The following is a 12,426-nucleotide window of genomic DNA, read 5'->3' on the forward strand; positions in this document are numbered from 1 at the left end:
AGCGGTCTTTGAGCTGTCTATAGATTTAAGTTTGCAATAAAGCACCCGGCCGATGATTTAAATGAAAATCAATCCAAACTTTTTAAACAGCTGTTCCGTCGAATAACTAGAACGTGATCGCGACGTGTTGAAAATGGGGAAAGGTGAATATTTGTCATGACAAAAAAAGAACATTTTAGACTTATAGAGAAATTTATAATAGAAAATCGAGAATCTCATTATCGCCTTGCGTACAGCTATGTTAGAAATAAAGAAATTGCGCTCGATATTGTCCAAGAATCTATATTCAAAGCACTTAAATCAGTCGGTAGCCTCAAAGAAAGCACCTATTTGAAAACATGGTTCTACCGAATTGTTATCAACACATCGATTGATTATATTAGAAAAAATCAACGGGTTTCGGCAATGGATGATGATAATTTGCTGGTTCATTTGCCGCAAATTGAAGACGAATTCTCGGATATAGATTTACAAGATGCCATTGATCAGCTACCTCCGGAATATAAGACACTAATCATTCTCCGTTTTTTCGAGGATTTAAAAATTGATGAGATTGCAGCTGTGACTGGCCAAAATATCAATACCGTGAAAACCAGGCTCTATAGCGCATTAAAAAAATTACGCATTGAAATTGGGGAGGATTTTAGATTATGAAAAGAATTGATAAGTTAAAAAAAGACTATGAGGCGATAGAAATTCCGGCAGAGTTGGAAGATGTCGTAAAAAATTCCGTTCGTCAGGCTAAAGCAGTACATAAGAGACGTCCAATTCTAAAACGTTGGGCGATTGGAGCTGCAGCAGCAGCGGCATTATTTGTCGGGGGCATCAACATGAGTCCAGCCATGGCACAATCGATGGTGAATATTCCTGGATTAGGAGTTATTGTAGAGGTTTTCACTGTTCAAAAATTCACTGTAGACGAAAAGACATACCAAGCCAATCTTGATACACCTGCGATTGACGGGTTAGAAAACGGAGAGCTGCAGGCTTCATTAAATGAAAAATATATTGAAGAAAATAAGGCGCTCTTCGAACAATTTGAAGCGGAAGTTGCTGAAATGAAAAAGTCAGGGGACGGTCACCTGGGAATTGATACGGGATACGAAGTAATGACCGATACCAGCCAGCTTCTATCGATTGCTCGCTATGAGGTAAATACGGTCGGCTCCTCTTCAACGGTGATGAAGTACGATACAATCGATAAACAGCAAAACGTAGTCATTACACTTCCCAGTCTCTTCAAAGATGACAAATATATTGATGTCATTAGTTCGTATATAGCAAGTGAAATGAAGCGACAAATGTCGATGGACGAAGGGATCAGTTATTTCCAGTCCGATGAATCCGAATTCGAATTTAAAGTAATCAAACCTGATCAAAACTTCTATATTACTACTGATCATAAACTTGTTATATCATTCGACAAATATGAAGTAGCACCCGGCTACATGGGGGTTGTGACGTTCGAGATTCCATCGGATATACTTGGGAATTTATTGGTCAGCGACAAATATATTAACTAATTTCTTTTCATTTCAAAGCAGCAAACACATTTACGTGTTTGCTGCTTCTGCAAAATATATTGTAAGAGTGTGTATAGTGGTGAATTTTTACACGAGGTTCATTGTTCATAAAAGTTTTTAACGAGAAGTGTACGTCTAATTTTTTATAAACGAGGAGTAGTAAGTATGAAAAAAACACATAGAAAACGCCGTTCGCTCTGGATTGATGTTACATTATCAATTATTATTATCGCTCTAACCGTATCTGCTATCAGTTTAATTACACTGACCACTAAGGGAGAGGCTGCATTATTCCCTAAAAATAAACAAGATGTCACTCCCGCACCAGTTGCGGTCGATGCTGCTGATTCTAATTATCCAGATATAAAAGTTATTACTGAAACATCGAATGACTTATATACACCTTTTACTATTCAATATCCGCAAAGTTTCCATAGTTCTATTAATGAAGCTATTTCTAGTTACATAGAAGATGCAAAGCATAATTACTTGACTAAACATAACGGCAGTAAATTTAAAAATGAATTGAAGATTTCTTATGAAATTCTTTCTCATCGTTCAGGTAACTACTCTTTTGTTCTAGTTAACAACAGTAAAACGGGAAAGACTATCAGAGAGACGAAAATTCGTTCATTCCATTTGAATCTTGAATCAGGAGAAGTTTTTGCAATCTCTGATGTACTCGGGCACAATTTAAAACACCTTAAGACTCTTTCTAATCTAGTACGAGAGGCAATATACAATAATCCTGTAATCGAAGACTATCTCACACCCGGAAGTGTACATACAAAGACAGAACCCACCTGGGACAATTTCGATAATTTCGCCATCACAGATGAATCTCTAATTTTTTATTTCGATGAATATGTACACGCAGCAGGAACAGTCGGCTCTCCGGTAGTAGTAATTCCATTAAATGATATAAATAACTTACTTACCGATAAGTTCAAATCGGTATTGCAAGATACTGATGAAAATGCGATTGCCAAAGCACCTGTGAAAGAGACTATTACCCCTCTTAATCAAGGCGATAGCAATGGAGATATTGCGGAAAATGAAGAAACTAAAGAGGAGAATGCCAAAGACGTTAAGAAAGTTGCCCTGACATTCGACGATGGGCCCCATCCCAAAGTAACAAGGCAAATACTTGATACTCTGAAAAAATACAATGCCAAAGCAACTTTTTTCATGCTTGGTAACATGGTTGAAAAATATCCTGAAATCGCAAGGGAAGTACAAACAGCAGGCCACGAGCTTGGGAATCATACATGGAATCACATTGATTTGACGAAGTTGGGCGCAGAAAAGGCGCGGCATGAAATCAACAGGACATCTGCCATTATTGAAAATGTTACTGGCCAGAAGGCAACTGAATTCAGACCACCTTATGGAGCTGTCAACGAGACCGTTCGCAATCAAACAAACTTGCCTGTTGTTTTATGGGATGTCGATACACTTGATTGGAAAGCCCGTGATTCAAACCAGCTTCTTGCTAATATTAAAAGCGCGGCGAGAGACGGCAGTACCATCCTAATGCATGATATTCATCAGGCGACAGCAGATGGGCTCGAAGCAGTATTATCCTATCTGCAAAGTGAAGGCTATAGCTTCGTCAAAATTTCAGATTTATAAAAGTCACTTACTCTGCGAGGCTGGACATAAGAGCAGAATCTAGCGTAATTTCCGAAAAGTAAAAAACTAAAACCGCGTCTTGTCCCAGCCTCATATATTTCACAGCATTACTATAGACTCTATCTCAGCAATGCCGAAATTATGGTTTGAGATCGTTGATTTCCATTCCGGCGTACACTTTCGCGGATATGGCTTGATCCTCCTCTTCGCCTCTCTCCTGTACGGTTAATGCAAAAAAGCTTGTCTTTGCTCTTTACAATGCATCGGTCACTTCTTCACCTTTTGGAAGATACTTCGAAAGACCAATCTGTTCTAAACCTTCTTTTATTTTCATCGTATAGCCTAAATTTTCATTCGACAAGAAGGACGCTTTAGAAATGATCAGCTCCTCCAGATAGGGAAGATAGACAGGATCGATCTGCTGCCAAAGCTGGTAAGCGTTAATCAAGTCCTCGAGTGTCAGATGCTTATAATCCTCCCCCTTAAATGTCAGGTCAGGAGAAATGCGGTACCAGATATCACCGTTGTCGCGAATCCAGTTTTCCTTCTGGTAGGCGATGGCCTGCTGGATACGGCGCGCAGTCTGCAAATAACGCGGATCTTTGAATTCCTGATATGCCATCAGTAAAATATTCATTCCGCCAAGCGCGTGATTCATAGAAGCGTGCGTTGTAACTTCCTGATTGATCGGGAAGTAATCCGCAATATAATAAGCGTATTTTTTCACAGGGATAATATTGCCTTTGTCTTCCTGCGACACGAGCAGATCCGCATAATTCCGCAGCGGTTCATTGGCTTCCGGAATATCGAATTCATTCCCAATATTATAATAAAACAGCGCAATTTGTTCATTGAAACGAGTGTCAACAAAAGGAGCATGGATCTCGTACAAGTCCTTCAGATAGGTGCTCGTCACTTCCGTTTCCCAATATGCTTTGTCCTTCTTGAAGTTTTTTAGATTAACAAACGCGTTATAGACCAAGTCTTCAAAATAGCGGTCACCCTGCTCATGAAAAAGCGTCAGTGCACGGTCTTCTTTCATCATTAACAGTGTCCGGCCATAGTTTTGTCCTGACTTTGGCATCGGCTCAGTAGATTCTGCCAGCTTATTATAAGCACCGTCGGCGGTATACCAATTATTGCGCTTCTTATGATTCTGACCTGTCTCTCTCATCCAGGCATAAATCTTTTCCTTCGAATCAAATAGCTGATGGTCAGAATTCAAATACCAGTGATCCGCGATATCCTGTCCTTTGGAACGCAATGAATAAACAGACAACAGCGAGCCGTCTGCCAAAGCATAGGAAAGAGCTTCTTGTTCATCAATCAGTTCACGTGTGAAACTTTCCCCGCCATTATCATATCGCTTGGAAAGCTGCTTTGAACTATAGGATTGCCCGATCATTCGCTCTCCGACAGTACCATCATTTCGAATGAAACGCAGCACACCTGTCGGATAAGAAGTCATGTCTGCCTCTGCTGAATCCGTATTTTCACGCATTAGCGGATACCGGTCATAGCGATATAAATCAAAATAGGAAACTTCCTGTTCCTTCTGCAAAATATCTACTGTAATAGGCACGTACGATGGATTTTTCAGTTCAGAAAACACAAAGATATCTTGATTTGGGAGGCTTCTGAATGTCACTTTGAATTCCGCACCGGCTGTGCCCAATTGATATGTATAGATTTCATCGTGCGAGAAGCCGTAATTGGTCTGGGTCTGCGATTTCAAACGGATTTTTTCTTCAGCACGCAAAGAAATATGATGCCGTTCAAATGGTATTTTTTCTATATAAACGGAAGTGTTCAGGGGTGAAAAATTCTTCGATGTTTCGTTATCGGTCACCGTGTGGGATTTTGCTTCTCCAATATAGCCACTGTCCAGTAATAAGCCGTGCAGTACGTTAGCGAAAGCAGCTCTTGTAACAGTCATTGGACCATTCTGCAGAAAATTCTTAGCGGTCGCGAATTTGAGTAATGCCACTTTATCCAAAGTGATCTGTTCATGTTGCGAAGGCCAGAATGCAATCAATTGAACAGGTTCTATTTCAAATGCAGCGGCCAATACCTGCATCAGCTGTTCACGTTTTATTGGCTCATTCATATCAGAAATAGGAAACAGGTTTGGCATTTTGGTCGGTAGAGCCTGTGACAAAGCCCGTACAGCCTGTCCTTTTGTCAGCGGTGAATCGGGACGAAACTGCAAATCTGCATCACCTTGCAATACATTCATTTCGCTCAACTGAAGAATTTCATTTTTTGCCCAGTGAGAGTCGGGGATATCTGTATATACTGTTGCTTGTGCAGTTACGGAATGAATGGAACAGAAGAAAATCAGTGTTGTCCAGCTCAGTGATACCATCCATTTTTTCATGATAATTACCTCCAGCAAGTTGCCAAATCAATAGTTACACTATACCCCAAAAATATTGTGTTCAACACGAACAGAAAGCAAAAGTGCATATATGATATAATCTGAGTAGACAGATATGATTGAATATGTAAAACAAAGGAGAATGTATGTATGAATAAAGAAGAGTTTTTGGAACGATATGCGATTGACCGAAAAGGAACGAACTCGCTGAAGTGGGATAAGCTGGAGGAACGTTTCGGCAGCGCGGATTTATTGGCTGCCTGGGTGGCGGATATGGAATTTAAAGTGCCTGAGCAGGTAGTGGAAGCAATCAAAGAGAAGGTGGAATACGGGGTGTTCGGCTATACGTATGTGCCCGATTCCTATTATGAAGCGTTCATCAACTGGGAGCGCGAACGCCACGGCTATGAAGTGAAGCAAGAGTGGATGCGCTTTTCAACGGGTGTCGTGACGGCGCTTTATTGGTTCGTCAATGCCTTTACGAAACCGGAAGATGCAGTCATTATTCTGTCGCCTGTCTACTATCCATTCAGCAACGCGGTGAAAGATACCGGGCGTACGCTGGTGAACAGTGAACTGATTAATACGGACGGCAAGTATACAATTGACTTTGAGGACTTTGAAAAGAAAATTGCAGACAATGACGTGAAGCTGTTTATTCATTGTACCCCGCATAATCCAGTGGGGCGCGTCTGGACGGCAGAGGAAGCGGAGAAGCTGCTGGCAATCTGTGAAAAATACGATGTCCTCGTTGTATCGGATGAAATCCACCATGATATGACATTTGGCGAGCACACGCATATTCCGTCTGCGATCGTGGCGGACGGCAAGTTTTCTGAGCAAGTAGTCACAGTGACGGCTGCTTCCAAAACATTTAATCTGGCCGGTTTGCTGACGTCGCAGATCATTATTGAAAATGAAGAGCTGCGAAAACAGTTCGACCGGTTCGTCAACTCGGTCAACCAGACAGAAGTCAATCTACTCGGGATGACCGCTTCTGAAGCCGCATTCCGCCATGGCGCGGACTGGCTGGACGGGCTGCGCGCCGTCATCAAGTCGAATGAACGCTATGCAGTGGAACAATTTGCGGAGCATGCACCGAAACTGGTCGTCAGTCCGCTCGAAGGTACGTATTTGCTGTGGATTGATCTGCGTGCGTATATTCAGCCGGATCAGGTTAAGGAATTCGTGCAGGATACATGCAAACTGGCCATCGATTACGGCGAATGGTTCGGGGAAAAGTCCAAGGGCTTCATCCGTTTAAACCTCGGGACAGAGCCGCGGCATATTAAACAGGCAGTGGACGCGATTATTGAACATTTGCCGCGTTGAGTGTATGGGAAAGGGAGCGCTATTCTTTTTTAAGAATAGCGCTCCCTTTAATTTTAAACATTATAAAGCGTTGTTTTGGCAATTGAGGACTCAAGTTTTCTGCGTAGTTGTTCGAGTTTTCCATAAATGCGTCCGAGTTCCCTGCAAACACCCGAGAACCCCGCGAAGTTGCTTGAGTTTTCCGTAAGCGCGTCCGAGTTCTCCGCAAGAGCGCTCGAGTCATCCGAAAGAGCGCTCGAGTTCCCCGCAACAAAACTGCTCAATGGACGTAACCTGCTATTCCGCACTGCTGCCAGGAAGAAATCCGAGTCGCTGCTGCAGTTCTTTCTCTAAAAACGGGCGGGCGTTCAGCATATCGCGGAAAGTCGCGTAGCGTGCGATCTGTGCCTGATCGGGCTGGCGGCCGTTGCGGTACGCACGGATCAGAATGTTTTTCGGCGTATGCTCCATATCAATGAATTCGACAAGCTGCGCTTCATAGCCGACAAGCGACAGCAGTTCAGCGCGCATTGAATCGGTAGCGAGCGCCGCGAAGCGTTCCTTCACTAGACCATGTTGCAGCATGACATCGAATGCCGGGGACTGCAGTTGCGAAAACAATTCATGCTGGCAGCAGGGAACAGATAAAATTACCGAAGCGCCCCATGTAACAGCTTTCGCAAGCGCCATGTCCGTCGCAACATCGCACGCATGCAGCGTAACAACCATATCGACTGCCGTGTCGCCTTCATATTCATTGATATCACCGACCAGGAACTCCAGCTGGTCATACTGCAAATCTTCTGCAATCGTCTGGCATTCTTCAATGACTTCTTTCTTCAGATCTAAGCCGGTAACCCGGATGTCCAGTCCTTTTTCGATCCGTAAATAATGATAAAGAGCAAACGTCAAGTAGGATTTACCGGAACCAAAATCCAAAATGCGTATCTGCCGGTCTTTCGGAAGATGGCTCAGAGTATCGTCGATCAGTTCGACAAATCGGTTGATCTGCCGGAATTTATCATGTTTCTGATTCTTCACTTTGCCTTCAGGTGTCTGAACACCCAGGCGTACAAGAAATGGATAGGGTGTTCCTTCGTTCAGGGCGTAATGTTTTTTTCGGTTATGTGCGTAATCCACTGTTTTCTCGGTATCCAGAAAAATTCTTTTGATGGAAACCTTCATTTTCTTCGACAGCAAGATCTGAATGGTTTCATCCGTCAGCTCAATGTGGAACTGCTTGTATTCTTCAAGAGCCTTCTGCAGAGGGCCAGCGATACTATCGAGCGGCACATTCTCATGCTTCAGAATCCGCTCATGCTGATATTCAAATTGGATATAAAATTCGCCTTTCAGTTCAAGAGGCTTCATTTTGATGCGTTTCGTTTCATTCGATTTCAAGCGGGGCTGACTGATCGTACCCCGAATGAAAGTACCGTCTGTCATGCGTTTTTGCAGCAGTTCGAGTACTTCATCTACTGACATGTTCTGACACTCCTGTCTGTCTGCGTTCAGTTAAAGAGAAAGCCTTGCTTCTCCAAAAAGCCTTTAATGTGAAGACGGTGCGGTTTCTCCAGGAAATCCGCCATTTCTGCAGTCCACGTGGCTTCGCGCTGGTTGGAATCGCGGCCAGCATAATATTCCTTCATAATCTCATCGTAAGCAGGCAGCAGATCATCATATTTTTCTTCATTATACGTGTTTTCGTGCAAGACCGCTTCTACCGGCAGTCTCGGTTTAACACCGTTGGATTCATTCGGCACACCGATGGACATGCCGAATAAAGGAACGACACCTTTTGGCAGTTCAAGCACTTCTGCAATTTCTTCAATCGCATTTCGAACACCGCCGATATAGCAGATGCCGTAGCCTTTTGATTCAGAGGCGATTGCGACGTTCTGAGCGAACAGACCGACATCAATTGCACCGACCAGGACATTTTCAGCTGCAGAATAATCAATTTCTCTGCCGTGCAGACGCGCGGCATGCGACAGGCGGTTATAATCCATGCAAAAAACAAGCACGGCACCGCCTGTATAAAATTGACGGCGGTTCTTCGAAAGCTCTGCCAGCTGTCCTCGTTTTTCTGTATTTGTTACATAGAGCACTGAACAAGCCTGCACGAAATGTGAGCTTGCTGCATGCTGTCCTGCCCGAATCAATTCTGTTACGGTCTCCCGTGTGATCGGTTCGTCTTTGTAGCGCCGAACTGAAGAGTGAGATTTCAATAATTCAATAACCATACGATCCCTCCGCCTTTATTTTCTCAGCAGGATATATTTCACTCCTGAATATCTACTTTCATCCTACACTATTCAGAGCTTTCAGGAAATACCCAAGCTCAGTTGGACAACCGTTTCTGCCATGCCAGGAACGGTTGCAATGCATCCGCAGTTTTCTGCTGAATGAATGGAATAAAGCGCTCTTCGGGCTGTAGTTCCTGGTCGAGAAAGAAAGCCTGCACAGGGTTTGTAAATCCTGTTTCCTCATAAGCATCCTGCTTGCTGCAGGCATACAATATTTTGCCCACGGTTGCCCAATAAGCAGCTCCGAGACACATGGGACAAGGTTCGCCGCTTGCGTACAATACACAGTCAGACAGATCCAGCGACTGTAATTTCGCACAGGCTTCTTTAATTGCCAGCAGCTCCGCATGGGCAGAAGGATCACAAGCGGATTCTACCAGATTGGTCCCAGACCCGATAATCACACCATCTTTTACGATGACAGCTGCAAACGGACCACCGCCATTTGAAACATTTTCTGTTGCCATTTCCACTGTATGCTTCAGCCACTTTTCATGATTCATGTCATTTCCTCCTGTCGAATAATTAAATTTCCCGGGAAATATTGTCTGGTTTCCTGCCCTTATCATACAAAACAATCACCATACAGACAAAACATTCAGCAGGATATTCGAAATGAATGCTTATGTATGCATCTTTGTTATGATGATGAAAGAACAGTCATGGTTAGTTAGCGCTCTGAAGGGTAAACTACTTGTAAAAAAACATCGGGGAGGATACGGAAATGGATGTATTAATAGAAGAAGCCGTCATAGTCGGCGTTCATGAACAGAAAGATCTTCATTTCGAATATGCAATGGAGGAGCTGCGCAACTTAGCAGAAGCAATTGATGTCACGATCGTCGGGCAAGTGACACAGAATCTTGAAAGAAGAAATCCATCTCATTATTTAGGCAAAGGAAAAATTGATGAAATCCGTGAAATATATGAAGAGACAGGTGCAAACTTGCTGATTTTCAATGATGAACTGTCACCGTCTCAATTACGTAATCTGGAAAAAGAACTGGAATGTAAAATTATTGACCGGACCATGCTGATCTTGGATATTTTTGCGAGACGTGCACGCAACAGGGAAGCACAGATGCAGGTGGAGCTGGCACAGCTTCAATATACATTGCCGCGTCTAGTCGGGCTTCGCGCTTCATTGAGCAGGCAGGGCGGGGGAACCGGCGGAGGCCTGCAGAACAAAGGGGCCGGTGAGACGAAACTGGAACTCGATCGCCGGAAGATTGAAGATCAGATTGCAAAATTGCGCAAAGAACTGGATCATGTCAGTGAACAGCGGGAGACGCAGCGCAAACAGCGAGTGCGCAGCGGAATTCCGGTAGTGTCGATTGTCGGTTACACGAACGCGGGAAAATCGACGTTGATGAACCGGCTGCTTCAATACGTAGATGCTGATCAATCAAAGCAGGTCAGCGAAAAAGATATGCTGTTCGCGACATTAGAGACGGCCGTCCGAAAAATTAAACTGCAGAGCAAGAAGGAATTTATTTTGACGGATACAGTAGGCTTCGTCTCCAAGCTCCCTCACCACCTGGTCAAAGCATTCCGTTCTACGCTGGAAGAAGCAAAAAATGCAGATCTGTTATTACATGTAGTGGATGTTTCAAATGAAGAACATGGTTATATGATGGATATTACCAATGAAACATTGCAGGATATTGGAGTGGAAAGTGTTCCGACAGTCAATGTGTACAATAAAGCAGACTTGGCAGAAGTGCCTTATCCCCGCGTACAGGATCAGAACATCTGGATGTCCGCCGGAGAAAACGCAGGAGTGCCTGAACTGCTGAAGCTGATTGAACAGAATCTTTTCAGAGAATATGTTACGTGCAAACTGCTCATCCCTTATGACCGCGGAGAGCTCGTGTCCCATTTGAATGAGACAGCTGCGATTAAGGAGACTGCTTATGAAGAAGAAGGCACTTTGCTGACAGTGGAAATGCCGGTCAGCGAATGCGAACGTCTCCAGGAGTTTGTATTGTAAATAATGAATCAAAAAAGGGCTGCATGCGCAATGCATGCAGCCAAATCCTTTTATCTTTATAAGAAGAGAAAGGGGGTGGGATGTTTCTAGTATGCCCGCTCCTGCTGTATCTAAACCTTTCTGGCAAAATAAGGTGTAATTACCTAACACGCTCGTTTTAATTACCTACAGAGTCACTGGATAGATTTGGTACAATGGTTCGGATTATGTCGAAAAGTAAGGGAAATTGAACCTTTTACGTTTTTCGGCCGTACAACTAATTGAAGCCAAAATAAGAGGAGAGATGCAAATATGAAAAAGTGGACAACATTTATAGGTGCCGGCGCGCTGGCATTTGCCCTAAGTGCTTGCGGACAGACAGCAACACCGAAAGAGGATGCCAGTACCGACCCTGGAAAAGAAGAAGAGGTTGTAGTAAAAAGTGACCTCACTGTACAAGAAGTAATGGAGAAGGCGAATGCTGCGTCAGAAACACAGCAAAGCATGCACGCTGACATGGAGATGGACCAGAACATTGAGATGGGTGAAGATAAGCAGGAAGTTCATTCGACAATCGATATGGATATGATTCTTGAACCGCTTGCTATGCGTCAGACGATGAATATGCAAATGGGCGAAGAACAGACGGCTGTAGAAATGTTTATGACTGAAGACGGGTTTTTCATGAAAAATCCTGAGTCAGGCGACTGGATGCAATTGCCGAATGAAATGTATGAAGAAGTTGCAGGGCAGATGGCCGGCTCTATGAATACACAAGTAGACTTTTCTATGTATGAAGAGTTTGCCGATGATTTCACTTTTGAACAGACAAATGACGAATATATTCTTCATTTGAAAGGGTCTGGCGAGAAGTTCAGTGAATTAATGAAGGATATGATGGAGCAAAACATGCCTGCGGGAATGGAAGAAGCGCAGTTGGATCTCATCTCTCAAATGAAAATTGAAAGTATTGATGTGGAATTCACCATTGACAAGAAAACATTCTTCACAAATCATTTTGACATGGATATGGTCATGACAATGGAAGAAGAAGGCCAGCAAGTGAAGATTTCACAGAAGATCAAAGGCGATATCTCGAAAATCAATGAGATTGATGAAATCAAAGTGCCAAAAGAAGTGATTGATAATGCAGTTGACATGAATGAAGCCATGCAGCAGCAATAAGTAACATGACAAAACTGTCTTCCGAATTACCGGAGGGCAGTTTTTTCGCTGTACAATAGTGTTTTCAGCAGTCAGCACACAGCATACTGTGGAAAAACGATTGTCACAAAGTGATGATAATGA

Annotated in this window: 10 protein-coding genes; 6 read left to right on the top strand and 4 right to left on the bottom strand. The window is 43.3% G+C overall.

All coding sequences use genetic code 11. The features are described 5' to 3' along the window. Positions 1-156: 156 nt before the first annotated feature. The 3 genes from NCCP2331_RS07680 (at position 157) to NCCP2331_RS07690 (ending at position 3,155) form a co-directional block, all read left to right on the top strand. Positions 157-654 carry an RNA polymerase sigma factor SigV gene (locus NCCP2331_RS07680; protein ID WP_251669763.1) on the top strand — a complete coding sequence of 166 codons (498 nt, stop codon included), beginning with the start codon at positions 157-159 and terminating at the stop codon, positions 652-654. Continuing rightward, a complete protein-coding gene (gene rsiV / locus NCCP2331_RS07685) occupies positions 651-1,523 on the top strand; it encodes an anti-sigma-V factor RsiV (RefSeq protein ID WP_251669765.1) in 873 nt (290 codons plus the stop codon). Before NCCP2331_RS07680 ends, rsiV begins: the two co-directional genes overlap by 4 nt. 165 nt (positions 1,524-1,688) lie before the next feature. Then, the gene (locus tag NCCP2331_RS07690; protein ID WP_251669767.1) at positions 1,689-3,155 is read left to right on the top strand and encodes a polysaccharide deacetylase family protein; all 1,467 of its coding nucleotides are present in this window, start codon (positions 1,689-1,691) and stop codon (positions 3,153-3,155) included. 253 nt (positions 3,156-3,408) lie between these two features. Here the strand turns inward: NCCP2331_RS07690 and NCCP2331_RS07695 are convergent, their stop codons facing one another. Then, complete coding sequence (locus NCCP2331_RS07695; protein ID WP_251669769.1) at positions 3,409-5,532, bottom strand: S-layer homology domain-containing protein; 2,124 nt, start codon at positions 5,530-5,532, stop codon at positions 3,409-3,411. A gap of 150 nt (positions 5,533-5,682) precedes the next feature. Between NCCP2331_RS07695 and NCCP2331_RS07700 the strand changes: the two genes are divergently transcribed. Then, positions 5,683-6,864, top strand: a complete 1,182-nt coding sequence (locus NCCP2331_RS07700; protein WP_251669771.1) for a MalY/PatB family protein — start codon at positions 5,683-5,685, stop codon at positions 6,862-6,864. Positions 6,865-7,140: 276 nt separating this feature from the next. Here the strand turns inward: NCCP2331_RS07700 and NCCP2331_RS07705 are convergent, their stop codons facing one another. The 3 genes from NCCP2331_RS07705 to NCCP2331_RS07715 form a co-directional block, all read right to left on the bottom strand. After that, positions 7,141-8,328, bottom strand: a complete 1,188-nt coding sequence (locus tag NCCP2331_RS07705) for a class I SAM-dependent methyltransferase (RefSeq protein ID WP_251669773.1) — start codon at positions 8,326-8,328, stop codon at positions 7,141-7,143. Between the two features lie 26 nt (positions 8,329-8,354). Next, positions 8,355-9,086: an oxygen-insensitive NADPH nitroreductase gene (gene nfsA / locus NCCP2331_RS07710; RefSeq protein ID WP_153723103.1), complete on the bottom strand. Its 732-nt coding sequence runs from the start codon at positions 9,084-9,086 to the stop codon at positions 8,355-8,357. 98 nt (positions 9,087-9,184) lie between these two features. Beyond that, entirely contained in the window at positions 9,185-9,652 is a 468-nt protein-coding gene (locus NCCP2331_RS07715) for a nucleoside deaminase (protein ID WP_251669775.1), read from the bottom strand. Between the two features lie 221 nt (positions 9,653-9,873). On the opposite strand from NCCP2331_RS07715, the gene hflX reads away from it, so the two are divergent. Together hflX and NCCP2331_RS07725 are read left to right on the top strand one after the other, a co-directional pair. Next, positions 9,874-11,139 (top strand): GTPase HflX, encoded by a 1,266-nt coding sequence (gene hflX / locus NCCP2331_RS07720; RefSeq protein WP_153723105.1) that lies wholly within the window; start codon positions 9,874-9,876, stop codon positions 11,137-11,139. Between the two features lie 291 nt (positions 11,140-11,430). Beyond that, positions 11,431-12,303, top strand: a complete 873-nt coding sequence (locus NCCP2331_RS07725) for a DUF6612 family protein (RefSeq protein ID WP_153723106.1) — start codon at positions 11,431-11,433, stop codon at positions 12,301-12,303. Positions 12,304-12,426: the final 123 nt, after the last annotated feature.

This window comes from Sporosarcina sp. NCCP-2331, assembly GCF_023707945.1.
In the GTDB taxonomy this organism is placed as follows: Bacteria; Bacillota; Bacilli; order Bacillales_A; family Planococcaceae; genus Sporosarcina; species Sporosarcina cascadiensis.

What these genes read in the sequence shown, in the direction of transcription:
- hflX (WP_153723105.1), top strand. Translation starts at nt 9,874, where the DNA reads ATGGATGTATTAATAGAAGAAGCCGTCATAGTCGGCGTTCATGAACAG.
- NCCP2331_RS07715 (WP_251669775.1), bottom strand. Translation starts at nt 9,652, where the DNA reads ATGAATCATGAAAAGTGGCTGAAGCATACAGTGGAAATGGCAACAGAA.
- NCCP2331_RS07680 (WP_251669763.1), top strand. Translation starts at nt 157, where the DNA reads ATGACAAAAAAAGAACATTTTAGACTTATAGAGAAATTTATAATAGAA.
- NCCP2331_RS07725 (WP_153723106.1), top strand. Translation starts at nt 11,431, where the DNA reads ATGAAAAAGTGGACAACATTTATAGGTGCCGGCGCGCTGGCATTTGCC.
- NCCP2331_RS07695 (WP_251669769.1), bottom strand. Translation starts at nt 5,532, where the DNA reads ATGAAAAAATGGATGGTATCACTGAGCTGGACAACACTGATTTTCTTC.
- NCCP2331_RS07690 (WP_251669767.1), top strand. Translation starts at nt 1,689, where the DNA reads ATGAAAAAAACACATAGAAAACGCCGTTCGCTCTGGATTGATGTTACA.
- NCCP2331_RS07700 (WP_251669771.1), top strand. Translation starts at nt 5,683, where the DNA reads ATGAATAAAGAAGAGTTTTTGGAACGATATGCGATTGACCGAAAAGGA.
- nfsA (WP_153723103.1), bottom strand. Translation starts at nt 9,086, where the DNA reads ATGGTTATTGAATTATTGAAATCTCACTCTTCAGTTCGGCGCTACAAA.
- NCCP2331_RS07705 (WP_251669773.1), bottom strand. Translation starts at nt 8,328, where the DNA reads ATGTCAGTAGATGAAGTACTCGAACTGCTGCAAAAACGCATGACAGAC.
- rsiV (WP_251669765.1), top strand. Translation starts at nt 651, where the DNA reads ATGAAAAGAATTGATAAGTTAAAAAAAGACTATGAGGCGATAGAAATT.